The sequence below is a fragment of the Psychrobacillus faecigallinarum genome (genome assembly GCF_014836595.1).
In the GTDB taxonomy this organism is placed as follows: Bacteria; Bacillota; Bacilli; order Bacillales_A; family Planococcaceae; genus Psychrobacillus; species Psychrobacillus faecigallinarum.
Genome location: NZ_JACSQO010000009.1, coordinates 106,733 through 131,577, shown reverse-complemented (window position 1 = coordinate 131,577; position 24,845 = coordinate 106,733). Strand labels below are relative to the sequence as shown.

General features: G+C 35.9%; 28 protein-coding genes. 10 read left to right on the top strand and 18 right to left on the bottom strand.

What is annotated here, in order from left to right:
* Positions 1 to 145: 145 nt before the first annotated feature.
* From H9650_RS16085 to H9650_RS16070, 4 genes are read right to left on the bottom strand one after another with little or no spacing between them, the layout of a single operon-like run.
* Positions 146 to 313: a hypothetical protein gene (locus H9650_RS16085; RefSeq protein ID WP_191697627.1), complete on the bottom strand. Its 168-nt coding sequence runs from the start codon at positions 311 to 313 to the stop codon at positions 146 to 148.
* Positions 306 to 836, bottom strand: a complete 531-nt coding sequence (locus H9650_RS16080) for a GNAT family N-acetyltransferase (protein WP_225216124.1) — start codon at positions 834 to 836, stop codon at positions 306 to 308. The genes H9650_RS16085 and H9650_RS16080 overlap by 8 nt, the downstream gene beginning before the upstream one ends.
* Before the next feature lie 7 nt (positions 837 to 843).
* Positions 844 to 1,863 (bottom strand): serine hydrolase domain-containing protein, encoded by a 1,020-nt coding sequence (locus tag H9650_RS16075; RefSeq protein ID WP_144539021.1) that lies wholly within the window; start codon positions 1,861 to 1,863, stop codon positions 844 to 846.
* A gap of 10 nt (positions 1,864 to 1,873) precedes the next feature.
* Positions 1,874 to 2,347 carry a GyrI-like domain-containing protein gene (locus H9650_RS16070; RefSeq protein ID WP_144539022.1) on the bottom strand — a complete coding sequence of 158 codons (474 nt, stop codon included), beginning with the start codon at positions 2,345 to 2,347 and terminating at the stop codon, positions 1,874 to 1,876.
* An 89-nt stretch (positions 2,348 to 2,436) separates the two neighbouring features.
* Between H9650_RS16070 and H9650_RS16065 the strand changes: the two genes are divergently transcribed.
* From H9650_RS16065 to H9650_RS16055, 3 genes are read left to right on the top strand one after another with little or no spacing between them, the layout of a single operon-like run.
* Entirely contained in the window at positions 2,437 to 3,339 is a 903-nt protein-coding gene (locus tag H9650_RS16065; protein ID WP_144539023.1) for a DoxX-like family protein, read from the top strand.
* A gap of 11 nt (positions 3,340 to 3,350) precedes the next feature.
* On the top strand, positions 3,351 to 3,959 hold the full coding sequence (locus tag H9650_RS16060) for a DUF4166 domain-containing protein (protein ID WP_144539025.1): 609 nt from the start codon (positions 3,351 to 3,353) through the stop codon (positions 3,957 to 3,959).
* Entirely contained in the window at positions 3,949 to 5,505 is a 1,557-nt protein-coding gene (locus H9650_RS16055; RefSeq protein WP_186318192.1) for a YndJ family protein, read from the top strand. Before H9650_RS16060 ends, H9650_RS16055 begins: the two co-directional genes overlap by 11 nt.
* 221 nt (positions 5,506 to 5,726) lie before the next feature.
* Here the strand turns inward: H9650_RS16055 and H9650_RS16050 are convergent, their stop codons facing one another.
* The 3 genes from H9650_RS16050 to H9650_RS16040 form a co-directional block, all read right to left on the bottom strand.
* Complete coding sequence (locus tag H9650_RS16050) at positions 5,727 to 6,497, bottom strand: class I SAM-dependent methyltransferase (RefSeq protein WP_191697626.1); 771 nt, start codon at positions 6,495 to 6,497, stop codon at positions 5,727 to 5,729.
* A gap of 131 nt (positions 6,498 to 6,628) precedes the next feature.
* Entirely contained in the window at positions 6,629 to 7,018 is a 390-nt protein-coding gene (locus H9650_RS16045) for a DUF378 domain-containing protein (RefSeq protein ID WP_144539031.1), read from the bottom strand.
* Between the two features lie 76 nt (positions 7,019 to 7,094).
* Positions 7,095 to 7,271: an asparagine synthase gene (locus H9650_RS16040; RefSeq protein WP_191697625.1), complete on the bottom strand. Its 177-nt coding sequence runs from the start codon at positions 7,269 to 7,271 to the stop codon at positions 7,095 to 7,097.
* A gap of 338 nt (positions 7,272 to 7,609) precedes the next feature.
* Here H9650_RS16040 and H9650_RS16035 point away from each other — a divergent pair, with 338 nt between their 5' ends.
* Positions 7,610 to 8,152: a 2'-5' RNA ligase family protein gene (locus H9650_RS16035; protein ID WP_144539035.1), complete on the top strand. Its 543-nt coding sequence runs from the start codon at positions 7,610 to 7,612 to the stop codon at positions 8,150 to 8,152.
* Positions 8,153 to 8,189: 37 nt separating this feature from the next.
* Here H9650_RS16035 and H9650_RS16030 read toward each other — a convergent pair whose 3' ends face one another.
* Both H9650_RS16030 and H9650_RS16025 read right to left on the bottom strand, forming a co-directional pair.
* Complete coding sequence (locus H9650_RS16030) at positions 8,190 to 9,278, bottom strand: mechanosensitive ion channel family protein (RefSeq protein ID WP_144539037.1); 1,089 nt, start codon at positions 9,276 to 9,278, stop codon at positions 8,190 to 8,192.
* Between the two features lie 98 nt (positions 9,279 to 9,376).
* Entirely contained in the window at positions 9,377 to 10,252 is an 876-nt protein-coding gene (locus tag H9650_RS16025) for a DMT family transporter (RefSeq protein ID WP_144539181.1), read from the bottom strand.
* Positions 10,253 to 10,577: 325 nt separating this feature from the next.
* On the opposite strand from H9650_RS16025, the gene H9650_RS16020 reads away from it, so the two are divergent.
* The 3 genes from H9650_RS16020 to H9650_RS16010 all read left to right on the top strand — a co-directional run bounded on the left by H9650_RS16020 (position 10,578) and on the right by H9650_RS16010 (position 13,233).
* Positions 10,578 to 11,276, top strand: a complete 699-nt coding sequence (locus tag H9650_RS16020) for a response regulator transcription factor (RefSeq protein ID WP_144539039.1) — start codon at positions 10,578 to 10,580, stop codon at positions 11,274 to 11,276.
* Complete coding sequence (locus H9650_RS16015; protein ID WP_144539041.1) at positions 11,269 to 12,378, top strand: HAMP domain-containing sensor histidine kinase; 1,110 nt, start codon at positions 11,269 to 11,271, stop codon at positions 12,376 to 12,378. Before H9650_RS16020 ends, H9650_RS16015 begins: the two co-directional genes overlap by 8 nt.
* Before the next feature lie 69 nt (positions 12,379 to 12,447).
* Entirely contained in the window at positions 12,448 to 13,233 is a 786-nt protein-coding gene (locus H9650_RS16010; RefSeq protein ID WP_144539043.1) for a M15 family metallopeptidase, read from the top strand.
* Between the two features lie 83 nt (positions 13,234 to 13,316).
* Here the strand turns inward: H9650_RS16010 and H9650_RS16005 are convergent, their stop codons facing one another.
* From H9650_RS16005 to garR, 4 genes are all read right to left on the bottom strand, one after another.
* The gene (locus tag H9650_RS16005) at positions 13,317 to 14,636 is read right to left on the bottom strand and encodes a gluconate:H+ symporter (RefSeq protein ID WP_144539045.1); all 1,320 of its coding nucleotides are present in this window, start codon (positions 14,634 to 14,636) and stop codon (positions 13,317 to 13,319) included.
* A gap of 363 nt (positions 14,637 to 14,999) precedes the next feature.
* Positions 15,000 to 15,836: a class II fructose-bisphosphate aldolase gene (locus H9650_RS16000; RefSeq protein ID WP_144539047.1), complete on the bottom strand. Its 837-nt coding sequence runs from the start codon at positions 15,834 to 15,836 to the stop codon at positions 15,000 to 15,002.
* A 15-nt stretch (positions 15,837 to 15,851) separates the two neighbouring features.
* The gene (locus H9650_RS15995; RefSeq protein WP_191697624.1) at positions 15,852 to 17,291 is read right to left on the bottom strand and encodes a four-carbon acid sugar kinase family protein; all 1,440 of its coding nucleotides are present in this window, start codon (positions 17,289 to 17,291) and stop codon (positions 15,852 to 15,854) included.
* A 2-nt stretch (positions 17,292 to 17,293) separates the two neighbouring features.
* The gene (gene garR, locus H9650_RS15990; protein WP_191697623.1) at positions 17,294 to 18,187 is read right to left on the bottom strand and encodes a 2-hydroxy-3-oxopropionate reductase; all 894 of its coding nucleotides are present in this window, start codon (positions 18,185 to 18,187) and stop codon (positions 17,294 to 17,296) included.
* Between the two features lie 226 nt (positions 18,188 to 18,413).
* On the opposite strand from garR, the gene H9650_RS15985 reads away from it, so the two are divergent.
* Positions 18,414 to 19,046: a GntR family transcriptional regulator gene (locus H9650_RS15985; RefSeq protein WP_370455706.1), complete on the top strand. Its 633-nt coding sequence runs from the start codon at positions 18,414 to 18,416 to the stop codon at positions 19,044 to 19,046.
* Between the two features lie 39 nt (positions 19,047 to 19,085).
* On the opposite strand, the gene H9650_RS15980 is transcribed toward H9650_RS15985, so the two are convergent.
* From H9650_RS15980 to H9650_RS15960, 5 genes are all read right to left on the bottom strand, one after another.
* Positions 19,086 to 19,568 (bottom strand): DMP19 family protein, encoded by a 483-nt coding sequence (locus tag H9650_RS15980; RefSeq protein WP_144539053.1) that lies wholly within the window; start codon positions 19,566 to 19,568, stop codon positions 19,086 to 19,088.
* A gap of 48 nt (positions 19,569 to 19,616) precedes the next feature.
* Positions 19,617 to 20,312, bottom strand: a complete 696-nt coding sequence (locus tag H9650_RS15975; RefSeq protein WP_191697622.1) for an ABC transporter permease — start codon at positions 20,310 to 20,312, stop codon at positions 19,617 to 19,619.
* Positions 20,305 to 21,225: an ABC transporter ATP-binding protein gene (locus H9650_RS15970; RefSeq protein WP_191697621.1), complete on the bottom strand. Its 921-nt coding sequence runs from the start codon at positions 21,223 to 21,225 to the stop codon at positions 20,305 to 20,307. Before H9650_RS15970 ends, H9650_RS15975 begins: the two co-directional genes overlap by 8 nt.
* 100 nt (positions 21,226 to 21,325) lie before the next feature.
* Positions 21,326 to 22,261, bottom strand: a complete 936-nt coding sequence (locus tag H9650_RS15965; protein ID WP_191697620.1) for a sensor histidine kinase — start codon at positions 22,259 to 22,261, stop codon at positions 21,326 to 21,328.
* Position 22,262: 1 nt separating this feature from the next.
* The gene (locus H9650_RS15960) at positions 22,263 to 22,958 is read right to left on the bottom strand and encodes a response regulator transcription factor (RefSeq protein WP_191697619.1); all 696 of its coding nucleotides are present in this window, start codon (positions 22,956 to 22,958) and stop codon (positions 22,263 to 22,265) included.
* A 212-nt stretch (positions 22,959 to 23,170) separates the two neighbouring features.
* On the opposite strand from H9650_RS15960, the gene H9650_RS15955 reads away from it, so the two are divergent.
* Together H9650_RS15955 and H9650_RS15950 are read left to right on the top strand one after the other, a co-directional pair.
* Positions 23,171 to 24,154 (top strand): papain-like cysteine protease family protein, encoded by a 984-nt coding sequence (locus H9650_RS15955; protein WP_191697618.1) that lies wholly within the window; start codon positions 23,171 to 23,173, stop codon positions 24,152 to 24,154.
* A 212-nt stretch (positions 24,155 to 24,366) separates the two neighbouring features.
* Positions 24,367 to 24,759, top strand: a complete 393-nt coding sequence (locus tag H9650_RS15950) for an MFS transporter permease (RefSeq protein ID WP_191697617.1) — start codon at positions 24,367 to 24,369, stop codon at positions 24,757 to 24,759.
* Positions 24,760 to 24,845 lie beyond the last annotated feature (86 nt).

Here is a 24,845-nt window from a genome sequence, read left to right as displayed (position 1 = left end):
GCAACAAAAAGAATGTACATACTGCTCCCAACAATTTTTGATTTTGATAGTTTTTTCCTACCTTCAATTTCTCAAGTAACACTATTAAATTTAAGAACCACCAAACACCAAGCAACGGAATGATTATAAGGAGCCACATCATACCTTAATAATCTTCCGTTTTCTTCTTGTGTAAAATTTCTTTTAAAGTGTTGTGGATGTTAGTGAGACTGATTATTATAAACCCTAGCATAACAAATGTAACAATTTCTCCTGTAAAAAATGAAACAACTCCTAACACAATAAAATACAAAATATATATCCAATTATTCATCAAAACTATCTCCTTTTAGCACTTTCCCCATAATGACATATAGCTCATCAGTTGGAGAAGGAATAAAATTTTCTTTTACCACTACCCAGCCTAAGCTTGTATACAATGTCTGAGCGGCTAAATTACTTACCTGAGTAGTCAATATAGACGTTTTCCTATGAGAATTGTTTACCAATTTATCGGCCATTTTCCTACCGAAACCATTTTTCCGATAAGAGGGATGAACCGCTAACTCTACAAATTCAAAGCAATCACTTAACCACATTTCTATTTCATCAGAAGTAAACTCCTTTTCTAGAAGCTCACGGTAATACTGCCCCTTCTCCGACTTGTAGCCATAGGCAAATCCCACACACTCGTTTGTATCACTGTAAGCTACAATTCCTAAAAAACCTTCGTAATCTGCATGCCTTTGAATACGTTCGAAAAAGTCATCCTCTTCTTTTTTCCATATTGCTTGATAAAGCATAGCCATTTCCTCTGCGGTATGCACGCTATGATCAAATTGCTTAAAAATAATCATTTATTGTTCACTCCTTTAAACTCTTCATCACACTATCGCCAAAGGACCTTATATCCGCTAGAAAATCATGGTTTTCTGGAGAACCGTAGCTATTAACCATTCGGACTGCCACTATATCGCGATCGGGTATCACAAGCACTGCAACTCCTGTAAACCCTAAAATTTGATAGGAGCCACACGGGACCATTTCCCCAATCTCCGTCTTTTTCGCCAATAAATCCTTCACAAACCAAAGGAATCCGTGCTGAGGCAGATCCTTATCTATTGTACTTGGACTTATAAGGGAAGTGGATAGTTGAATAATTTCTTTTGGTATAACCTGCTCACCGTCTATAAATCCTAGCTTTAGATGAAGGTAACCCCAATAAGCTAGGTTTCTTGCTGAAATGAACATATTGATTTGATCACCTTCTGCACTGCTTGTAGCTACTTTTTTTGGTTGACCGGTTTCACTAATTACTTCGGCGATTTTTGGACCGATTTCCGTATACCAGCCAGTCTCGTTTAACTGTAAAGGCTGAAATACCTGCCGCGTTAGTAGATCAGCTACTGTTTGCCCCGTCGTTATTTTTACTAATTCGGCAAGTAATTTAATATTAATCTGTCGATATGCCCAGCTTTCCCCGGATAAAAACTCTCGCACGATTTTCCCGTCCTGCTCAGTTAACCCATGCGTGTGTGTCAATAGGTGTCTAATCGTCGTTCCACGAAAAATCTCTTCCTCTAGATTTGCAATATACTTTGTCACTTCGTCATCAATCGAAGCGATATAGCCATGATGTACGGCATATGCTACCGCGAAACCTATGTAGCTCTTTCGAACAGAAGCTACATGGAATTGTGTATCTGCTTGAATATTTCTGGAATTAGTTCTAGTCGATTGAGTACCCCAATATTTTTCTAATACAATTTCATCCTTATAAATGACGATAGCAGCTGCTCCAGATGCAAAAACCGATTCATATGTATGCTGAACATGCTCCTCTACTAAACTGAATTGATTAGTTAGGTTATTTATTAGTTGCATTCCTCTATCCTCATTTCCATTTCAATGTATCTAATAGCTCTACATCTAAGTTGTGACTATCCTTCCAGCTAGTAAATATCTCTAAATGCCATTTTTCCTTTGCTCTCTCATATTCTGTTTCTTCTATTCTATTATGGAGTACGTTATAGGAATTAAATATTTCATGATTCGGTCCTCTATGTCTATATGATCCATATCTTTGAGGAGGAATTGTTAAAGCCATCATATCTTCTGGAACATTCACAAAATCCGTTACTTCTACACATACCCAATAACCATCCTCCTCCTCAGATTGAGCATCTACTATGAATGCCCCTATTTGGACTGATGGGTTCTTAACCAGTCGAATTTCTCCTATTCTTCGGTCTAGCTCTAGAGAAGCTTTTGGGATTTCTTTACCAAATTCTTCTCCCGGACACAATACGCGAAGTCCGATTAACTTCAGCTCTCCTAAATCCTTAACCCATTCATGTACTATTGTCATCTAGATCCCCCTTAAAAGCCCATATATTATCCCTATTCTATATACCTCGTACAAAGTCCTTTATGATATTCTAAAGGAGAGGTGGTAATATGAAAAATAAACCAATTTATGTAGAGACTACAATTTACACAGATATGGACAGATTATGGGAGACATCTCAAGATCCCTCACTACATGAGCAATGGGATTTGCGTTTTTCCTCTATCACTTATTTACCTAAAGAAGATGATGAACCACAATTGTTTGAATATAAAACGAATATTGGATTTGGATTAGCCGTTGCCGGTTGGGGAAAAAGTGTGGGTACCTTTCATGCTAATGATTATTCTCGAACATCCTCCCTCCATTTCGGTACCGATCAATGGATCTCTCCTATTAGCGAGGGTAAGGGTTATTGGAAGTACATTCCAGAGAAACAGGGGATTACCTTTCTGACTCAATATGATTATGATGTGCGGTTTGGAGGACTAGGAAAAGTAATCGATCGGCTGCTTTTTCGACCAATGATGGGATGGGCAACAGCACTTAGCTTCGATGTACTAAAGAGGTGGCTAGAAAAGGGTGATGCACCATCTGGACAGTTTATACGATTTTTCAGTCACTGGATTATCACCATCTTGTTCTTTTTTGTGTGGGTATATCATGGTCTAATTCCTAAGCTAATCCTAATGCACCCTGAAGAAGTATCGATGACCCAAGGCTTGCTTCCCTTTACCTTCAATGAAGCGCAAAATATAGTAGCAACAGCTGGGGTAATAGAAATTGTATTTGGTCTCCTATGGTTACTATATAAAAATAAAAGAAGATTGTTAAAAATCCAGTTAATCATTTTTCCTTTACTCACGCTTACTACAATAATAGGAGACGCTACAGTTTTCGGAGATCCATTTAACCCATTAACGTTTAACCTATCATTGTTTGCGTTAACGATTATCGGTTTGTTCGTTAGCAACGATATACCTACAGCAAAAAACTGTAAACGTTCAAGATGAGGAGCTTAAATATGTCCATCTACAAAGAAATGCTAGGAGAACAATTTCATAGACTCCATCCTATGCTTAAAAGTCGATATACTATTTCACCCCATACAACCTTTAAGGCTACAGGAGTGATGACGAAGATAAAGGGTGGGCCTAGATGGCTATCCCCCTTCTTTCTTTTAGCTACTCGCTGGAAGTTTTTATTTCCCGAGCAAGGAAAAAACATACCATTTCGAATTGTAAACAAAGGTCAAATTGGTCCAAATGGAGAGCAACAGGTCGTCTGGGAAAGAACATTTTTTTTCCCGAAAAAAACAAGATATTTTAATGCATTGATGAGCCTAGATCCAAATGGACTTGTAAAGGATTATCTAGGCGAGCCTAGCTTGTTCTACTCTGAACTTTTTTTCCTTGTAACAGAGGAAGGAAGTATGCAAATAGAATCTAGGAAACAGCGCCTGGTTATTGGAAAACTAGAAGTCTCTTTACCTAAACTATTAAAAGGGAATGTTCTTGTGATAGAAAACTATCTAGAAAAACTAAATGCGTTTTCCATCCATGTTTTAATTACCAATCCTATCCTAGGCACATTGTTTGAGTATGAAGGAGTGTTTCAGGCAGATGACCTATAAATGGATGGCCATTCTACATACATTTTTATTCCTATTTGTCGCCACCTTTAGTGTAACTCCATGGTATTTTCTAATGTTGACCGTGGCACAAATTTTGTTTGTACCACTTGTATTGAGATTAGTTTTAAGAACAGAGCAGAGAATTTATTTTTTAGTCATACCTGCTATTATTGCAGTTTCTTTGTTACAAATGACAGGTGAAACAAAGTTTGATATTCTACTAGCATTTATATATTTACTTTTTACTCTTGTAGTAGCTACCTATGGATTTAAACGCTTTGTTCAAAGAGGATTTTCCCACTTAGAAGAGTTTGCTATTGATATGGGGTTCATGTATTTATTTATCGGAGGCCTTTGGTTTTTTGCCTCTATAGTCGAGTTAGATACAGGATTTTCACCAATTTTGACTTGGCTGACAGGCATCCACTTTCATTATTCCTCCTTTCTTTTGCCAATTTTCATCGGGTTTTTAGGAAGAATATATAAACCAATTGGCTATAAACTACTCACTACGATTATTTTAATATCACCGATGGTAGTGGCGATTGGCATTACTTTTTCCACCTTAATAGAATTTGTCTCTGTCATTCTTTATATCATTGGAATTTACGGATTCATAATTTTGTCCTTAAAGGCAACATATAAAAATAGCTTACAGAAACGTTGTGTCGTGACATCATTCGGAGCTTTAGGAATTACTATTATTTTTTCTCTTCTCTATACAATGGGAAATGCCTTTGGGTTATTTGGAGTCACGATTGACTTCATGTTGAAGTTTCACGGATTCTTCAACTGTGTGGTCTTTGCCGCGATTGGAGTCGTCGGATGGTCTATTTGGTCTCCTCCTACCAGATATTTAGGCTGGAGCTTTCCAGTAAGCAATATCAGGGGGAAATGGAATGTCGGAGAAAAAATACTATCCAACCATAAAGGAAACTCCAGCTATAGTGGCCTAGTAGATGATATGAATGTATATGTGGACAGTAAAGCACTACCTTCAAGGATTATCGACTTTTATGAAAACACTCAGCGCTATCGTTTGTTTTCTGAAGTCAGTTGGCATACATGGTTTAAGCCTTTTGCAGTTATTTACAAAATCTTTAGTAAAAAAATGCAACAGCTGAATCTACCGATTTCCTCTAAACAAATGGAAATGACAGGTAACATTGTAGCTATAGAAGATGGTCGAATGAAGACGAGAGCTTGGATTCGCAAAGTTGAGCAGGATGTCATCTTTGTCGCTTTATATTCCTTACACCAAAAAGGCGACAAAAGCTATATGAATATTGCTTTACCACTCCCTTGGTCGACTATGATTGGCATATTGGAATTACATGAAAAGAACGGGAAGCTGCTGTTAACTAGTAAGAGAGCATCAACCTCTGATGCTGGAATTTACCTCGCCTTTGGCAATAATGTCTTTAAGCTTCCTCTGGAGGAACAATTTCTTTTAGAAGAAAAGAGTGATTTACTAACTGCAAGACATCAGATGCGAATCTTTTCAGTTCCCTTTCTGACAATCAAATATAAAATTATTTGGAAATAGTTAAAAGCGCACGCTCCCATTGACGGGACAAGACATGCTTAATTTCCACTACTATATACGGACACTTTCACTGGAAGAGCGATAAGTCATCACCGGAGCTATACGCGTTGTATGGTGATGTCTTATCTGTCTCACTCATCACATTGGAGTCGCCTGTCGCTTCAATTAATAAATAATAGAAGGTTGAGAATGAAAGACTATCTTTCTATATATTAAACTTACTACTTTTCAAGTTCTTCATCGAATTGTAATTTACTACATTTAATAATGAGAGTAGTCGGTATAAGCTGTGCTTTTTCAAATGAGTACCATCTATTCACATGGCGTTGTAAATCTTCCTCCTCCGAATACACCTCTTCTATAACTTCTTCGATTTTAAAACCAGCGTTTATAAGCTTATTGATATATGTACTAACTTTAAATTGTTGCATGATTGCTTGAGTATCCCAAAATTCATGGTCATACGGACCTTCCTCTTGATAGGATTTGTTGAAAATAAAGCTTCCTTCTTCATGTTTCACTCTACTATGTAAAGGATGCTCCCAGCTAAAAACAAAAATACCTCCTGGTTTTAAATAGGAATGGACATTCTCTAACGTTTGATCTAAGTCTGTAGTCCAACCAATTGCAAAAATAGAATATACTACATCAAAATAGTTTAGTGGCAATCCAGGATTCGTTTCCATTGGTGACTGGAATAATCTCACTAAAAATCCTTGTTTCTTTAACAATGTTTTTGCAGCGTTAATCTGGTTTTCCGATAGATCTATACCCCAAAGCTCTCCAGCGCCTCTCTCTCCCATATACAGCAAGGAATGGCCACTTCCACAGCCAATATCCAATACTTTGAGATTTGCTACTTTTCCAAAAAGATTCATTTGCTCCTCACGCGGGGCCATTGGTCCATACTCTGGAAGAGGGTTTCTTCCATAAAAACGTTTTGCTGATTTTTCCCAGCTTTCTTTATTTATCTTCAATGACTCAATATTCATCTTTTTCCTCCATATAAGCCAAATTACTTTCTTTTAATATTCGCTATTTGCTCCTATTATCCTTTTGTTTGCATATAAAAAAACTGACGAACGTTAAAACGTTCGTCAGTTTTCCTAGTTCTCATACAGAATTATTTCTTCTTTTTCTTAGAAGTTTTTTTATAATAATTCGTTTGAGGGTTTGTTGTTGAATTACCAGTCGAAGCTTTAGTTTGTGGATCTGCTGCAACAATAATTTCCTCTTCTTCTGCAAATTCCGTATCATAGCTTAGATTTCTGTATGCTTGACGATTACCGTCTTTAGAAGAACTCGTACTTTTTTGTTCGTCCTCTTGTGCAAACAGAAGTGGTATACATGCTATTCCGCTCAAGCCAACAAGTGCGTACACTACTCGAGCAAACGCAGAAGTTTGTCCACCGAAGATAGATGCTACTAAATCAAACTCAAAGAATCCGATTAAACCCCAGTTTAATGCACCAATAATGACTAATGCTAAAGCAATTCGGGATATTACTGACATGGACCAACACCTCCTTCATTTTGTGTATGTGAAGCTAGGTAATAAGAAAGGAAAAACGAATTCCTCCATTTGAATCTTAGCGACGGTGTTCAAATAAATCGATTGCTCCTAACACTATATGTGCCAGGCCAAAACCTATAATTGAACTCGTTATTAATGGTGAGATGCTTCTATTGTTCCTCAACGCTACTCCAGTTGTAGTTACTGCTGTCCCTAATACTGTGGGGATTAATCCCTCGCGAATACTCTCCATAAAAACACTCCTCTCATTAATTGCTATGATTCGTTCTTATCTTTCGCAATAACTATCTGTTTATACAATTCATCGAATACGAGGGAAATTATGATTTTGAATGTTTTTCATTGGCTCTAAAATTTTTACATCTTTTGGATTTTCAGTAAGTATCTATATGATATAATTGGGCAAATAAATTCTCTATATGAGAGGAGTGACAGGTTTGGGCTTGTTGGTAATAATGGCATTGGTATACTTACCAATATTTTATAGAATACATAAACGACTGGACAATTTAGAAAAAGAAGTAGAACGTTTAAGAAATGAGCGTAAACTAATAAAAAGGTGTGTGTATTATGTATGGAATAATTGCTTTATTTGATGAAGAAACCGAACAACAGATTATTGAGGTATGGAATGATTTGAAAGATCAAAACATCTCTTCCTATGCATCTGAAGTCAAAGACCGAAAACCACATATAACTATTGCCAGCTATAAAAATTTAAATGTTGAACAATATATAAAAGAAATGGATCGATATTTGCAAGAGAAGGTTTCATTAACTATTTCTTTTGAAACGATTGGGTCATTTATTAATTCTGGAGCACTTTTTTATTCTCCCCTAGTTACTAAAGAATTAATGGATTTTCATATGGACTATCACGAACATTTCAAAAAAATTCAAGAAGAAGAAGACTCGTTATACAATCCAGGTCGTTGGATTCCCCATTGTACAATTGCTAATCGTTTGACTAAGGAAAAACTATTAGAGGCCATGCATCATTGCTCATATAACCAAACATCCATTTATGGTTTTATAAAAGAAATTGCCTTGATTGACACATCGACGGTAGGATATGCACCTATTCTATATTCCAAAAAATTAAAAATTATATAAAGAAAAAACCGCCAAGAGATAGTCTCTGGCGGATGTATTATTCCTCTGTTTTCATCGTTTCATTCTGAACTAATTCCGAATCCACATAAACTTTTCGACTTTGAAGGGCAATGGAAACTCCTTCGCGTTCTAAAATTTCCATGATACTAAAGTTAATATCTTCTTTTACCTTTAAAAACTCAGCCCAAACAGTTGTATTAGTAAAGAAATATAAGAAAATATCATACCCATTTTCTTTAAATGCATCAAATTTTACGAAAATCGTTTCTGGGTGAACTCCTGAATGCTTACTTACTAGCTTTTCAATTTCTTTTACTATTAACTCTAATTTTTCCTTAGGCGTCTCTTGAGATACTCGTAGGTTAAAATTAATTTGTCTTTTACCCATTTTACTCCAGTTTGTAATAGGACCATTTGCAATAGTCGCATTCGGCAACGTGACTACTGCTTGTGCAAAGGTCCGTATTCTTGTGCTTCGGAAAGTTATATCCTCCACTGTTCCCTCAACATCAGGAGTTAAAATCCAATCCCCTATTCTGAAGGGCTTTTCCGTGATAATAACAAAACCACCTAATAGATGAGAAAGAGCATCCTTTGCAGCAAAGGCAATAGCTACTCCTCCTAAACCTAGTCCTGCTACAAATCCACTTACGTTATAACCAAATTCCTCAGCAACAACACTAAAACTAATGACAACAATAATAACTCGTAAAGCCTTTGAAAGAAAAGGAATGAGTATATCATCGATATCGAGGTTATATCTATTTCTCATTTTAGTGAAGAAAGTAGAAGAATCAGATGACATATTATACAATCCCCAGCTTATAAGAATAATATAGGAAACTCTTATAAGCACCAGGAAGAATTTATTAGTTTCATCAAAGTGTGGAAAGAAGCTAGCTGCTACATAAATACCGACTGTAATAAACATCCACTGAATAGGTTTTTCAAAAGAACGAAAAAGATTAGTCAATGTATCGGTCGGAGTTTTATCGCTTAGCCTGATTAACAGGTTAAATACATATTTCGAGAAAATTTTCCTCAAAATAAGAAATACTAATAGTATACCAATAGATATACTAAGGTTCTTCCAAAAAATATACGTGATAAAGATAGACCAATCCATAAAACAAAATACCTCCTAACAAAATCAATCCATATCATAACACAAATTCTTACTAAACTTTAATGATTTGCTGTTATTAGATAGATTGAAAATGTTCCTTATATGGAGGTTCGCCTTTTTTTCAATAAGTTAAACTTTGTTTCTGAAATAACAATAGCTAATAGTATTAGTATCGCTCCCACAAGCATTTTAACTGTTAATATTTCACTTAATATGATGACCGAGAATACCATACCCCAGAATGATTCCGTTGATAATATAATAGCCGCTTTTGTTTCTGTTATGTACTTTTGAGCAACCGTCTGCATTAAATAAGCAATCGTTGTTGAAAAAACACCTAAGTATAACAAATAAAGAGCTCCCTCTGTTTCAACAGAAAAAGTCGTCTCTCCCCTAAAGAATACAATAATCCAAGCAATTAAAGCCGATGTACCCATTTGTACTATCGTTAATACAACTGGATCCTCTTTCTGAACGAAGATAGCAGTGTAAAAAATATGAAATGCAAAGGCAACTGCACAGCCTAGCGTTAGCAAATCTCCCACATTAATCTCGGCAGACAATTTTAAAGATAGAACTGCAACACCAGCTATTGCTAATATTGCCCCTGTTAGTTCATACATATCGATTTTCCGCTTGTATATTAAAAAACCGATAAAAGGTACAATTACAACATTTACAGCGGTTAAAAATGCATTTTTGGACGGAGTTGTAAATTGAAGCCCCACCGTCTGTAAAGCAAATGCAACATACAAAAATACCCCCAGCACTATTCCGCTTAACAAAGAACGCTTTGTAAGTCTTTTGAACTTTTTAAAAAACAAAACGCTTAATAATAATGCGCCCATTAAAAAACGCACGGCCAATATTTGATAGGGTGTATAGTGCTCCAACGATACCGCACTTGCTACAAATCCGCTCCCCCAAATAATAGCGGTAACAATCAACAATATTTCTCCTATGTATCTTTGCATTCTCTTCACCAACCTAACCAATTTCATACTTGTAAGTATATCGTATGGATCGAATAAATAACTATTTTACTTTAAAAAAACAAGTCAAGTTCTTGCAGGAATAGTTTACAAAAAAATGGTTGATTTCTATTTTAACCGGACGCGTTCCGTGGGGTTGTGATGGCTCATCTGTCTCACTCTGTACAGCTTGATGCAACAAATTCTTCTAATAAATGTTAAGCTCTTTACTTCAGAAAAATTTAAGATTTATCGTCTATAATAATTATATTTGCTAAGATTGACCTATATTTATAACAATTAATATTGAAATGGAGGCATTTTCACCTTGAAAACAAGAACAATACTAATTATCGATGACGAAACAGAAATTGCCCAACTTGTTTCGATTCATTTGCAAAACGAAGGATTCAAAACCTTACAGGCACATAATGGCCTTGAAGGTCTTGAAATATTTAAGAATAATCCTATTGATCTCGTCATTTTAGATATTATGATGCCTCATTTAAATGGTCATGAGGTGCTTACACAAATACGCCAAACACATCAAACACCAATCATTTTTTTAAGCGCCAAGCAATCAGACTTCGATAAAATTAGCGGGCTTGTCATCGGCGCAGATGATTATATGACAAAGCCCTTTAATCCTTTAGAGTTAGTCGCTCGGGTTAAAGCACAATTAAGAAGAGCCTTTCAGTGGAGTCAAACGGAACAGACAAACACGAAGGATATTATTCAACTTCAAAATCTCATTATCAAAGCAAGTGAAAGAACCATCACGGTAAATGATGAAAAAGTTGATTTAACCCCTAAGGAATTTGATATTTTATTATTGTTAGCAAGCTCCCCTAACCAAGTATTTAGTTCTGAGCAAATCTTTGAAAAGGTTTGGAAGGAGCAATATTTTGAAGGAGCTAATACCGTCATGGTTCATATTCGCACGTTACGAAAAAAATTAAATGATTCGAACAAAGCTAAAAAAATCATCGAAACGGTTTGGGGAGTAGGCTATAAAATCAATGAATAAATTTATACACAGCTTCCGCATGCGCATTATTTATTTGTTTATAAAAAGCTTACTCATTGCAGCATTTATTACATTTTCCATTTATAAGCTATTGCAGCTTTATTACCGAAAAAATGTTTATTACGGTGACACCTATATGTATTACCGTCAATTGATGCGACAAATCGGCGATGTCTATGTATTCATGGTCATTTATATACCGTTGGCCATTATCATTTTCTATTTGTTAACAAGAACGTACACAAAATATTTTAAGGAGATTTCTGAAGGCATCCGTCATTTAGCAGATGGTGACTTTTCCTACAAAACACAAATTTCCTCCAATGATGAATTCCAATACATTGCGAAAGATATTAATGAGGCAAGTACCCGATTGAAGCAAGCAATTGAATCACAAGCATTGTCTCAGAGTAGTAAAGAAACATTGATTGCCAATTTAGCGCATGATTTACGGACACCATTAACCTCTGTCATTGGTTATTTAAACTTATTGCAAAATCAACTCAACTTAACGCCTGCACAAATAGAAGAATACACAAAAATTGCCTATAATAAATCACAATATTTAGAGGAGCTCATTGAAACATTATTTGATATTTCTAAATTAGATTTATCTTTAACTTTAAACACAACGGAACAAACGACTATTAATATACAACAATTACTTCTTCAATTGATTAATGAAATGTATCCCCTCATTGATGAGAGGGATGCCAAAATCGAAGAAAGCATTGAACCGAATCTATTCACTATGGGGAATGGAAAGGAACTAGCACGTGTTTTTGAAAATTTATTAAGTAATGCCCTACGGTACGGTGACTTGACAGAGCCTATACAAATCATAGCCAAAAAAACTAGCAAGACAATCGAGATTCGCCTCAGTAACCACGGTAGACCAATTTCTGAGGATGACCTACCTCACCTTTTTGATATGTTTTATACAGTAGATCAATCGAGAAGTTTACAAAAAAAGCAAACGGGGCTAGGTTTGTATATAGCCAAAACAATAGTGGAAAAACATCATGGGTCCATCCATGTTTGGAATGGAGAGCAGAGAATTCATTTTGAGGTAACGCTTCCTCTCGATTTAAGAAATATTTAAGCTTTTACCCACTTTCTATTTAAACTCTCTTCCTTAAGCTAGGAACTATTAGAAAAGGAGAGAGTTTACATGAAAAAAATATTAGTGGCCATTGTATTGATAATTATTGGTTTTCCATTCTTTTTAAAGAATTCTCCAGCTCTAGAGCAGGAAATCCCGTTACATAATGAATCTGTCCATAACGGAGAGCTAATCTTAGTCAATAAAGAAACAAAACTACAGCAAGACCCAACTAACTTAGCTGTTATCCCATCAAACCTAGCGAGTAATGTCGTCGTAGATTCAGAGTACCTGCTTGAAAAGAAAGTCATTGAACCTTTACAGAAAATGTTTGAACAAGCTGCTAATGATGGTATTCATCACTTTAAAATCAATAGTGCCTACCGTAGCGGAAATCTACAACAGCAACTTTATGAGGAAAATGGTGCTAGTTATGCACTTCCTACTGGATATAGCGAACATCAAAGTGGCCTTTCCTTAGATATTGGATCCACTCAAGGTACGATGGAGAAAACGCTAGAAGGTGAATGGCTGGCAAAGAATGCTGCTGATTACGGCTTTATATTACGTTACCCCAAAAACAAAGTAGACGTTACGGGCATTGCTTTTGAGCCTTGGCATTTCCGCTATGTTGGTCTGCCTCATAGTGTCATGATGGAGAAAAAGAATTTTGCGTTGGAGGAATATTTGTTATTTTTAAAAGAAAAGCGACATTATAAAAAACAAATAAAAGGTATTACTTATTATGTCCAGTATGTTGAAAACATGGAGGTTGCTCACATACCAAATACTGATCAAGTTAATATTTCTGGAGACAATCATACTGGGTATATCATTACTTCTGTTATTAATTAATGCGATTCATGGTTATAAAATAAGAAAAGTGAAGACAAGCCAAAATCGGCTTGTCTTCACTTTTTTAAGAACCTTTAACATGCTTAAACAAACATATTTAATATTAAAACTCCTGCTAATCCAACTAAGGAGATAATCGTTACCATTACAGACCATGTTTTAATCGTTTTCCCGATAGACAGGTTAAAGTATTCTTTATAAATCCAGAACCCTGCATCATTTACATGAGAGAAAGTTACACTACCAGCACCTGCTGCTAATACCATAAGCTCTGGACTTACACCAGTAATACCAACTAAAGGCGCTGCTATACCAGCAGCAGTCATACCAGCAACTGTAGCAGATCCAACTGAAATCCTTAAGATAGCAGCAATTAACCACGTCATTAACAATGGTGAAAGAGTAGAACCAGCCATTATATCTGAGATATACACATCAATTTGACTATCAATCAGCACTTGCTTGAACGCACCGCCTGCAGCAATAATTAGAAGAATCATAGCAATCCCACCAACTGCATCAGAAACAGATTGCATTATATCCTTCATCTTTTTGCCTCTGTTTATACCAAATGTAAAGAATGCAAAAATTACTGACAATAGCAATGCCACGTTTGCATTACCGATAAAATCAAAGAACGGCATAACAGCTGAGTCAGGTGCAATAATTTCAACCACTACCTGAGAGCCTATTAAAATAACCGGCATAAGAGAAGTAATAATACTTGTAACAAATCCTGGCATCTCTTCTTCCGTGAACTCTTTAGGATTAAATAAACCCTTTGGAATCTCTACCTCTAAAAAATCCTTTTTAAATAACTTTGTGTATAAAGGACCTGCTAGAATAATCGCTGGAATCGCAATTAAAATTCCATATAGCATTGTTTTACCTATATTGGCATCAAACACACTTGCCACAGCAGTTGGTCCAGGATGTGGTGGTACGAAGCCATGCATAGTAATTAGTGCGGCTATAACCGGCATACCAATGTATAAGACTGGTACTCCAGCGGCAGTTGCAATTGTAAATACTAAAGGAATCAGTACTACTACTCCTGTTTCAAAAAACAACGCAATTCCCACTACAGAAGCTGTAAGTACCGCAGCTAGCTGGACTCTCTTTTTACCAAAAGAGTTTATCAGGGTATTGGCTATTTTCTGAGCACCACCTGAATCCGTCATTAGCTTACCAAGTATTGCTCCAAATACAATAATCATAGTCAGACTTCCGAGTGTTCCCCCTAGCCCGCCTTGAACAGATGTCATAGCTTCTAAAGGGGTCATACCTTCTAATATCCCAACGACTAAAGCAACTAAAATCAATGAGATAAAAGCGTTCAACTTGAATACAATCATTAATAAAAGTAATAGGGCAACCCCTATACAAATAGATACTATTGGCATTGTAATCCTCATTTCTATAAATGTTATTTAAATTCTATTTATTTGAATCAATTTTAAAAGTCAGAATTATATAAAAAGATAATACGGAAATATAAAATAGAAATACATACTTTTTAATCATAAAGTATAATTGATTTTCGCTCTAAGCGGACGCTTTCCACGGGGTGAGCGATAAGCCATCACCGTCGCTTACGCGTCGGGTGTGATGTCTCATCTGTCTCACTCATCCCGCCGGAGTCGCCGCCTGCCGCTACAATCAACCATGTGTTAAATAGTCATTTTTTATCAGTAAAGTACTCAGGTTAACTTAATTAAGATAAAATTTTAGAAATAGGTAAAGTACTACTTATGAAGTTTACAAACTTATTTATTTGCAAATAGACGAACAAATTTCGTCATTACTGGTTCCATTGCTTGTTGCATTTCAGACATAACAGTTGATAGATGAACCATATTTTTAGGAGCTAAGTAGTCTTGCATAAATGAAACGGCAGCCATCGATACTTCAGTATTGACGTTTACTTTACATATACCAAGTTGGACTGCTTCTTTTACTACAGCCTCTGGAGTACCAGAGCCCCCATGTAATACTAAAGGAAGATCTACTGCTTGCTGGATTCTCTTTAGTAAGGGTAAATCGATCTTTGGCTCTCCCTTATACATACCATGCACCGTACCAATCGCTGCAGCTAGGAAATCTACTCCGGTAGCTTCCACAAACGCTTTGGCAGCCTTTGGATCGGTTAAAGTTCCCGTTCCCTCTTCCTCATCAGAAAATTCTCCTTTGGCTAAAGATCCTATTTCTGCCTCTACAGATACACCTGCCATATGCGCAATTTCAACTATTTCCTTCGTCAGGCGGACATTTTCCTCGAATGGATGTGCAGAACCATCAAACATTACTGAAGTGAAACCACATCTAATAGCGCGGATAATAGATTCTTTTTCATAGGCATGGTCTAGATGTAAAGCAACCGGCACTGTTGCTTTTTCAGCCATCGCTTTAACCATTGCTGCAAATCCCTCTACATCAACTGTCGGGAAGTATCTTTCTCCTAATGCAATGATGACAGGCTGATTTTCTTGTTCTGCTACCTTGATCGCTGCTTGGACTGTTTCTAAGCTATATACATTAAAGGCAGCAACAGCATATTGATTGCGCTGAGCATCCGTTAGTATTTTTTTTGTATCCACTATCATCTTTAGAATCTCCCCTTATCTATTCAACATGTCTACTGTCTCTTTTAGCGTTGTTACCGCTCCCACATTTCCTGGGAAAATAACGTAAGCTATTCCTGGAAATTTACTTTCTTCACCAGTGAGCCACACTGGAATACCTGGCTTGATTTGCCCAGCTACTGTAGCTCTTTTTACTTCTAAACCTCTTGTACCAATATCACTCGAAGTAATACCGCCTTTAGCGATTATGAAGTTCGGGCGAATACTTAGACGTTGAACAATGCTAGTAACTGCATCTGAAATTTGAACAGAAAGTTTTAGCTCTTCTTCCTTTTTACCTTCGCCTAAATCTAGTCGTTCCCGTCTTGTATAAACTGTGACTGTCTTACCTTCTTTAATAAGGCTTTCGGTTGTTTCAATCACACGATCAATTTCTTGTTGGAATTTATTTGCCTCTAAAACTAAATGACAATCAAACTCGATAAATTCAATAGATTCGTTTGTTTTCAACACTTCTAATTGCTCGGTAGTTTTTTTCACATGAGATCCCACTAAAATTAACCCGCCATGATTTGTTTCTTCCTTAATCAATTCTTCTCTTGTTAAAAGTGATTTATCGCTAACTCCTCCAATAACCTTTGTGAGCGCTGCTGCACTTCTAAACATAAATTGCTTTCCAGCCTTCATGGCCTTCACTAGGGCTATAACAAAAATCTCTACATCTACGTAATCTACTGCATTCACGACTACCTTATCGAAATTTTTAACTTGTAACAGTTGATTTGTAATACCTTCTACATTCAATTCTCGTAAGCTAGTTAATGAAATATAAGTTGTATTTTCAGCAGTATACTTACCTTCCGTTTTTTCTTCTACCCATTCACCTAAATGTGATTTTTTATATCCGAAGGTTCTATCTTTTGCGAACTCTGTCTCTCCCGCAGGAATCAATTGTTCGTCATATTGCACATAGTGAATATTGTCTATTGTGAAACGACCGCCCTCCTTAAAGAAAGGAAGGATTACCTCACCGTCATATTGAACATTTGAATTCTGTTCAACCGTATTTTTTAATACTTCCGTTTCAAGTGGATAATGACCTCTTAGAGTGGAATCTCCTCGACTAATAACAATAAAATCTTTGTTTACTTTATTGGCTACCTTTACAATATTTTCAGCAATCTCTATATGAGCTTGTTCCGTTTCTGCCGCAGTAAAGCCTCGAGAATTGGTTAATAGAAAGAACATTGTATTGTCTTCCTTGAAGCCCATCTCAATACTTTCTAAAGACCAATCTGTATAAACAGAAATTCCGTGTACGGTTTGAACACCGGTTGGATCATCATCTAAAACGATAATTTTTTTATTTAAATCACGTAATTCATCTTTCAGCATTTGTTGAACTAATTTTGTATCTACTGAAGGAATAGATGCTAATACCTCTTGTGCATTGCGTGCTTCTTTACTGTTTATCATCATTACGCTCTCCCTACTTCAACATTCGCAAGTTTTTCGTAATACTGAACAATTCCACCATGGTCATCTGCTGCTTTTCCATCTACTTTTAAAGCATGGAAAATTTCGACTAGCTGACTTGACAATGGAAGAGGAACACCAATTTCGTGCGCTGTTTCCATCACATTTGTCATATCCTTAAGATTAATGTCAATTCTTCCTCCAGCAACAAAGTTACGGTCTAGAATTAATGGAACCTTTGCATCTAGCACTGCACTTCCCGCTAATCCACCACGGATTGCTTGGTACATTTTTTCTACATCGATTCCTGCTTTAGCAGCTAGCACTAATGCCTCGGACATTGCTGCAATGTTTAAGTTCACAATAACTTGGTTTGCTAATTTTGCAGTAGTACCACTACCATTCCCACCAACTAAAGTAATTTCAGCTCCCATTGCATATAAAACGTCCTTCACTTGATCAAAAGCTTCTTCTTTCCCACCAACCATGATTGCAAGTGTACCGTCGATTGCTTTTGGCTCTCCTCCGCTTACGGGCGCATCTAACATTTCTACACCTTGTTTTCTCGCCTTCTCCGCAATTTCTTTAGAAACTACAGGAGAAATAGAACTCATATCTATAATTACAGAGCCTTCTTTAGCTCCACTAAGTACTCCATTTTCTCCTAGCACTACTTGCTGTACGTGATGAGATGCAGGAAGCATTGTAATAATCACTTCACTGTTTTCCCCAATGACCTTTGCTGAATCTCCCGCAGTTGCCCCGGCATCAATTAATGCCTGCACTGCTTCTTTATTTAAATCATTTACCATTACTTCAAAACCTTTAGACAATAAATTTATCGCCATTGGTTTTCCCATAATTCCTAATCCGATAAAGCCAACTTTTTTAGCCATAATATATATTTCCTCCTAGTGTTTTTGTAATAATTATTAAGTTTTTATAATTGAAACCGCTTGCAGGTTATTTCAATAAAGCTATTGTATACTCTTTTTTCATTTTTGTATACATTTTAGACACATTTGTATCCATTAAAAATCAAGATTTTTTCTAAACTATCTTTCTTTCTTTATTTTTGTTAAGTTTATGGTAGAGAATTAATGGACTTTAGGAGTGAATTAAATGGGAATGTTACATTCAAATAGTCGGACAGCTTCCCAGCAAGCATACGAGGAAATAAGAGATCGGATTTTAAATGGAGAAATTACTGGAGGCACAAAAGTAGTTGAAGAAAAACTTGCTACGGAAACAGGCTTTAGTCGCACTCCTATTCGCGAGGCTCTTCGTCAGCTAACGAACGAAGGCCTCATCGTAAACAAAAAAGTCGTTCAACCTTCCGAAAAGGACCTACGGAACCTTTTTCAAATGAGGATTCTATTAGAGGGCTTTGCTGCAAAGACAGCAGCTACCTATTTACCAGAGCAAGATTTGGAGACTTTAGCAAACTGTATTAAGGTTGGTAGGGAAGGAACTCCCGAAGAAATTATGGAGGCAAATGAACTCTTTCACCAAATTATTGTTAATTCTAGTGGTAATTCTCATATGATTGAAACAATTGATCGGATGAAATCTATTATTTATTTGTTCCGAAAAACTGTAGTATTATATAAGCGACCACAACTGATAGATGAGCATGAGGAAATTTACAAGGCTATTTCCCAGCAGGATACCGAACAAGCAAAAGAGTTGATGGAGAAGCATTTACAAGCAGATTTAGACTTTTGTCTCCATATTCTCAATGTTTCAAGAAATTAAAAAGGATGGTTGTGACAATGTCACACCATCCTTTTTCCATCAATTATCTAGCTCAAGTACCTCTTTATATATAATCAAGGCATATTTGTATATTTGAGCATTTATCTGCTCATCTAAATTTCTATATTCCTTATCGGCTTTTTCAATTATTTTTATGAAATCTGCTTCTAGACTTTCATAATTAGGACCTTCAAATCCACGGCTTTCTATTACCTCAAAAATATTCACCATTTCTTTCAAATAAGCCTTCTCAATCTCAGCGTAATCATTAGCACCAATCTGCTCCAACATTATAGCCAGTCGTCTTAAGTATTCGTGAGTACCCATCTGTTTGATTGGCTGTGAAAACCAATTGAGTAAGCTTTCATGTCCACCGCTTTCCATCTCACAAAAATAATTAAATAAAATATAGAAATCATTCATTTTTTCATTTTCTGTCGGAAAAGAGTAGTTTCCATAGGCGGCTAAAACTGCATTCCAAATGTCATCGTTAGTGAGTATCTCACTTCGCTTGATTTTCATGTTTGGAGCCCCCTGACTTGGTTTTGAACTATACTCCTCAAGCTTTACTTATACTCTTATATCCAGCCTATCAATATTTCGAATAGCAAGATACGCAACGGTTAGGCCAATCACTGCCAACGATAACGGAATTATAATTATATCGTTTAATGAAAAGCTACCATTATTGTTGGAAACAATCATTACTATCAAAATCGAAGTGATAATAGTAGTGGGAATTGAATATTTCTTCATTCCAAAGTAAAGCGGAATTAGTGCCATACATGAGGCAGAAATTGCATTCATCAATACACTCACACTATGTTCTTGCAAAAAGTCAGCTGTTAACGAACCTGGAATTAGCTGATAGTTTACGGTTAGATAGTAGTAGACAGTTGTAATAAAAACATTAGAAATAATAATCCATGTAAAGGTAAAAATAATTATAATTGTCAGCTTTGCTGCTATAAGTTTCTTTCTGCTTATTGGATACATAAATAAAGTAGTAATCGTTTTCTTTTTGAATTCTCCTATTATTAGCTTAGCTATTAGAGTGGAGGCAAAGATGATAAAGGTCGCTCGGACAAAGGATTCGATAACTCCTATAGCCTCTTGATAATTCACAAAGTCAGTATCTCCCTCCATTTTAGATATAAAGGAAATAAGAAACATAAAACCGAGAATAACAAAATTAGCAATTATCGCGTTGCGTGAATAGGAAGACAACTTAAACTTTTTCATTTCTAGCTTCATCAGTTTAAACACTTACTACACCTCCATTAATAAGCTTCATGAAATAATCCTCCAAAGAGCTCGTTTTTTTACTAATGGCCTCAATTTCTATATCATGTTCGTACAATACTTTGGAAATCATTTGTTGGGAGACTGACGATTCATATATTCGAATACAATGATCATCAACCATTTTAAAGTTAACTAGCTGTAATTTGTCGCTCAATAGAAAAGCGGCTTTTTTTCCATCCTGAACGACCAATTCTATATAGTCAGATTGACTTTGAGCTAACTGATTCATAGAGATTTCTTTTATTAGCTTTCCATTATTAATAACACCAATTGTATCTGCTAATTGTTCTATTTCACCTAATATATGACTAGAGACGAGAATCGTAATTCCATATTCCTTACAAAGCATTCCAAATAATTCTCGCATTTCTTTAATGCCAATGGGATCTAATCCGTTTATTGGTTCATCTAAAATAAGCAATTCTGGCTTTGTGATGATGGCACGCGCAATTCCTAAACGTTGCTTCATTCCAAGGGAAAACTCCTTTACTCGTTTACCTCCTGTATGAAGATTCACCATTTCTAATACTTTCTCTATTTCCTTCTTGTCGTAAAAGCCCATGTACTCACAATGAAGATCCAGTGTTTCTCTAGCAGTTAGTTTCTCATAAAATATAGGGTACTCAATTATTGATCCGATTCTTTTAAGTACCTCAAATGACCGATCTGTTAGCTTTTCACCAAAAATCTCTATTTCCCCATTTGTTGGCTTTATAAGATTAGTAATCATTTTCATGACAGTTGTTTTACCAGCACCATTAGGACCTAAAAATCCATAAATCTCTCCCTTTTGCACATGCATGTTAACAGATGATACAACTTCCCTTCCTTCGAATACTTTCGTCAAATGATTGGTTTTCAATATATACGACATTAGAACCCTCTCCCTATTTCTTACTATCCTTAGTATAGGAAATGAACCTCTCTTTTTTATTAATACAATCTTACGAATTTCTTAAGTTCTTCTAGCTTTTTTAATATGTTATTCGTTTCAAGGTAGCTGTAAAGACAGTCTTTTCATAAGGAATACTTGAGAGCTGAATAGAACCTCCCATTATTTCCAGAAGTCGCTTTGTGATCGTTAGGCCAAGACCACTGCCTTGGAAGGATTTGTTTCTAGAATCCTCCATGGTGTATGTTCTTTCAAAGACCCGATCCACATGGTATTCATCAATTCCTTTTCCTTTATCCCAAATATCAATGTAGATGTAAGCTTCGTCATTTCTCAAAGCTAATCCAATTATCTTGCCTTCAGCACCGTATGTTAGAGCATTAGATAAAAGATTGTTCAAAGCCCTATCAATTGCCTCTTCATTACCAAATGCATAAAGTGGGGCTTCTGGAATATCAATTTTAATATCCATATTCATCGCTGTTACCATATCGTAGAAGGTTAGAATGTTCTTACGACATATTTCGTTTATGTTTACCTTAGATAGTGGGTAGTGCTGGTCGCCCGCTTCTATTTTAGCTAAATCAAAAAATGTATGAATAATTTTAAGTACTTCATTTGTTTTAGTATGTAGTTTAAAAAGTAATTGTCTTCTTTCCTCCTCATTCAAGGAGTGGTCAATTTCTAGCATTTCAATATATCCAAGAATCACTGTTAACGGTGTTTTTAAATCATGGGATACATTTGAGAGCATCTTCCTCATGGACTCTTCTAACCTTGTATGGGTTACTAGAACCTTTTGTTTTTCGACTAATAGCTCATTAATCATATTTAACAATTGCATGAGCTCTTGATGTTCTGTATGTGCCAAGACTTTCTCTATAGTGTTTTCTTGAACAATCATTTGAAGCTTTTGGTGTGCATAGGCAATGTTAGAGGTAAGGTTTCTTTTTTCTTTGTATTGAAAAAAAATGAAACCAATTAACAATGCAATTAGGATAGATAAAATAAGCACCATATCAGAAACCTTCCAACTTATAGCCAATCCCCCACAAAGTCTTTATATACCTTGGGTTAGATGGTTCTACTTCAATTTTCTCCCGAAGCCTTCTCATATGCACATTAATAATATTTTCATCCCCATAGTATTCATCGTTCCAAACTAGCTGATAAATTTGTTGTTTAGTAAATACACGGTTTTGATTGGCAGCAAATAACTTTAAGATAGCAAACTCTTTTGCAGTTAGTTTTAAATTTTCATTTCCTTTAGTAACAGTAAAATTCTTAACATCTATTTTTAAATCTCCTATTATAAGGACATCCTCGCTTACATTTAGCTCCTTTGAATATTTTGTGGCTCTTCTTATAGCAGCCTTAACTCTGGCAGAAAGCTCGAGTAACGAAAAAGGCTTGGCAAGATAATCATCTGCCCCTAATCCCAGTCCTAATGCTTTGTCCACATCGCTATCCTTTGCTGACATGATTAGTATAGGTACAGCGCTTTTCTCACGAATAATTCTCAGCACTTCCAAGCCATCTAATTTTGGCATCATAATATCTAAGATAACTAAGTCATAGGCTGACACCACATTTTGTTGAATTGCAGCTTCTCCGTTATTTACGGTAGTAATTAGAAAACCTTCACTTCTTAAATACTTTTCTACCATCTCACAAATAGATTCATCGTCTTCCACTAATAAAATATGTTTAGGCATTCCTTTACACCTCTTTTATACGCTTTTTCTCTTAATCATATCTAATTAATGGAAGTAAATATATATATAAACTAATTTTTCTCCATGTTTATTTTAATAAGCTACTTCAAAATAAAGTAAAAAAATAATATAAATTTATCTATTGAATTGTGTCCTACTTTCTATATAATAAATTCTTGTGTTTCAAAAAAATATGAAAAGGATGGGGATAAATGAAAAGAACCCTTACAGCAGTTTTAGCATCCGCAATGCTATTATTATCTGCGTGCTCAGAGAACACAGATTTACAAGCGGAGGTTAACAAGGAAGTAGACACAAAAGCGTCAGCCGAAACTACTGTGGCAGTTAAACCAACAATGATTAAAGGCGAAGACTATGATGAAATGGGCGGTGCTGATGCATATGCAGAAGCAGGCGACAATGCAGAGTCTCGTTACTTCAAAGCTCCTGATTTTTATAACATGAAATCAGATGATCAATTACTTCTAATCGAAAATTTTCAAACGATGCAGCAAACAACGGAATGGTCTTGTGGACCAGCAACAGCTTTAATGGTTGCTAATCATTTTGGATATACGGAAATGACGGAGATGGATATTGCAGAGCAGATGAAAGCAATGACCGACTTAGACACTCCGGGGGCTAAACCTGGTTCAGCAAATAACTTCCCTGAATATGGAACTGACGTTAGCCAGCTTCACAACTTCTTTACTAGTTTAGAAGGCTTTGAAGTTGTTGAGACAAGCTATAGAGTGAATTATTCAACAGAGGATATTATTCAAGAAACAGATGGAGCAACTGGAAACAATGTAGGAAACCTACCTGCTACCTTCACGTGGAATAGCTTATATGCTTCTGAAAACAGCGATACAACCGAAGCTTGGGTTACAGATGCAAAGGATAGCTACTTTGTTAAGTGGTTAACTAGCCACCTTTCCAACGACCGTCCAATTATGGTTGAGTGGGCAGATTGGGACGGACATTGGCAAGCAATCATTGGCTATGATAATAATGGTACACCTGGTATTGGTGATGACATGCTCATCTTTGCTGACCCGTATGATACATCAGACCATTGGCAGGATGGATATTACTTCTATCCTTTAGAAAGATGGTTTGGACAATGGAATGATCGTAATATTGCGCCGAAGCCATTCCAATTACAGCCTTACATCGTTGTAGATTATAAAAAATAAATTATAAAGAGAGCAATGACTACCGTCAAAGCTCTCTTTTTTTGTTACCCCAACTTCCAAAACCAACATCCATACATCTATACGAAGGTCTTCCTACTAACCACTGAACAGTTTCTAAAAATCTGTCGATTGCTTTCATTATCCTGTTTTTATATGATAATAAAGCAAATAGACAACACATTGTTCAGTAATTAAGTAAAGGAGAATGTAAAATGAATAAAAAATATATTTTTATGTTTGGTTCATTAATTATAGCTATTGGATTGATCCTTGCAGCCGTAATTACCAACGACGACATAGTATCTTATCTAATGATATTCTTTTGTGTAGGATTAGGGCTAGCTTTACTGCGTTTATTAGTGAATAGTGCTATCAAAAAAATGAAGGGGAAAAGCATTTGGACTAAACTCCTATTCTTCACTGTTCTCCTAGGGTTTGGTCTACCTTTCCAAAACTGGTTCCGCAAAGATGTGATTTTTGCCATGGACTCTGATTATATCCTTCGCTGCATTGTCATTACTGTTATGGGAGTTATTTTCATGACCTTCCTTTTCGGGATGTTGTTCTCTAAAAAACGTCAGACACAAGTTGAAATAGTCGAGTAAGCTAATAAAAAGAAGCACCATCATCCAAATAAGTGAATGAAGGTGCTTCTACTATTTTTTTAAAGGATCATGTAGTTCGTTAACTA

What these genes read in the sequence shown, in the direction of transcription:
- H9650_RS16085 (WP_191697627.1), bottom strand. Translation starts at nt 313, where the DNA reads ATGAATAATTGGATATATATTTTGTATTTTATTGTGTTAGGAGTTGTT.
- H9650_RS16080 (WP_225216124.1), bottom strand. Translation starts at nt 836, where the DNA reads ATGATTATTTTTAAGCAATTTGATCATAGCGTGCATACCGCAGAGGAA.
- H9650_RS16075 (WP_144539021.1), bottom strand. Translation starts at nt 1,863, where the DNA reads ATGCAACTAATAAATAACCTAACTAATCAATTCAGTTTAGTAGAGGAG.
- H9650_RS16070 (WP_144539022.1), bottom strand. Translation starts at nt 2,347, where the DNA reads ATGACAATAGTACATGAATGGGTTAAGGATTTAGGAGAGCTGAAGTTA.
- H9650_RS16065 (WP_144539023.1), top strand. Translation starts at nt 2,437, where the DNA reads ATGAAAAATAAACCAATTTATGTAGAGACTACAATTTACACAGATATG.
- H9650_RS16060 (WP_144539025.1), top strand. Translation starts at nt 3,351, where the DNA reads ATGTCCATCTACAAAGAAATGCTAGGAGAACAATTTCATAGACTCCAT.
- H9650_RS16055 (WP_186318192.1), top strand. Translation starts at nt 3,949, where the DNA reads ATGACCTATAAATGGATGGCCATTCTACATACATTTTTATTCCTATTT.
- H9650_RS16050 (WP_191697626.1), bottom strand. Translation starts at nt 6,497, where the DNA reads ATGAATATTGAGTCATTGAAGATAAATAAAGAAAGCTGGGAAAAATCA.
- H9650_RS16045 (WP_144539031.1), bottom strand. Translation starts at nt 7,018, where the DNA reads ATGTCAGTAATATCCCGAATTGCTTTAGCATTAGTCATTATTGGTGCA.
- H9650_RS16040 (WP_191697625.1), bottom strand. Translation starts at nt 7,271, where the DNA reads ATGGAGAGTATTCGCGAGGGATTAATCCCCACAGTATTAGGGACAGCA.
- H9650_RS16035 (WP_144539035.1), top strand. Translation starts at nt 7,610, where the DNA reads ATGTATGGAATAATTGCTTTATTTGATGAAGAAACCGAACAACAGATT.
- H9650_RS16030 (WP_144539037.1), bottom strand. Translation starts at nt 9,278, where the DNA reads ATGGATTGGTCTATCTTTATCACGTATATTTTTTGGAAGAACCTTAGT.
- H9650_RS16025 (WP_144539181.1), bottom strand. Translation starts at nt 10,252, where the DNA reads ATGCAAAGATACATAGGAGAAATATTGTTGATTGTTACCGCTATTATT.
- H9650_RS16015 (WP_144539041.1), top strand. Translation starts at nt 11,269, where the DNA reads ATGAATAAATTTATACACAGCTTCCGCATGCGCATTATTTATTTGTTT.
- H9650_RS16010 (WP_144539043.1), top strand. Translation starts at nt 12,448, where the DNA reads ATGAAAAAAATATTAGTGGCCATTGTATTGATAATTATTGGTTTTCCA.
- H9650_RS16005 (WP_144539045.1), bottom strand. Translation starts at nt 14,636, where the DNA reads ATGCCAATAGTATCTATTTGTATAGGGGTTGCCCTATTACTTTTATTA.
- H9650_RS16000 (WP_144539047.1), bottom strand. Translation starts at nt 15,836, where the DNA reads ATGATAGTGGATACAAAAAAAATACTAACGGATGCTCAGCGCAATCAA.
- H9650_RS15995 (WP_191697624.1), bottom strand. Translation starts at nt 17,291, where the DNA reads ATGATAAACAGTAAAGAAGCACGCAATGCACAAGAGGTATTAGCATCT.
- garR (WP_191697623.1), bottom strand. Translation starts at nt 18,187, where the DNA reads ATGGCTAAAAAAGTTGGCTTTATCGGATTAGGAATTATGGGAAAACCA.
- H9650_RS15985 (WP_370455706.1), top strand. Translation starts at nt 18,414, where the DNA reads ATGGGAATGTTACATTCAAATAGTCGGACAGCTTCCCAGCAAGCATAC.
- H9650_RS15980 (WP_144539053.1), bottom strand. Translation starts at nt 19,568, where the DNA reads ATGAAAATCAAGCGAAGTGAGATACTCACTAACGATGACATTTGGAAT.
- H9650_RS15970 (WP_191697621.1), bottom strand. Translation starts at nt 21,225, where the DNA reads ATGTCGTATATATTGAAAACCAATCATTTGACGAAAGTATTCGAAGGA.
- H9650_RS15965 (WP_191697620.1), bottom strand. Translation starts at nt 22,261, where the DNA reads ATGGTGCTTATTTTATCTATCCTAATTGCATTGTTAATTGGTTTCATT.
- H9650_RS15960 (WP_191697619.1), bottom strand. Translation starts at nt 22,958, where the DNA reads ATGCCTAAACATATTTTATTAGTGGAAGACGATGAATCTATTTGTGAG.
- H9650_RS15955 (WP_191697618.1), top strand. Translation starts at nt 23,171, where the DNA reads ATGAAAAGAACCCTTACAGCAGTTTTAGCATCCGCAATGCTATTATTA.
- H9650_RS15950 (WP_191697617.1), top strand. Translation starts at nt 24,367, where the DNA reads ATGAATAAAAAATATATTTTTATGTTTGGTTCATTAATTATAGCTATT.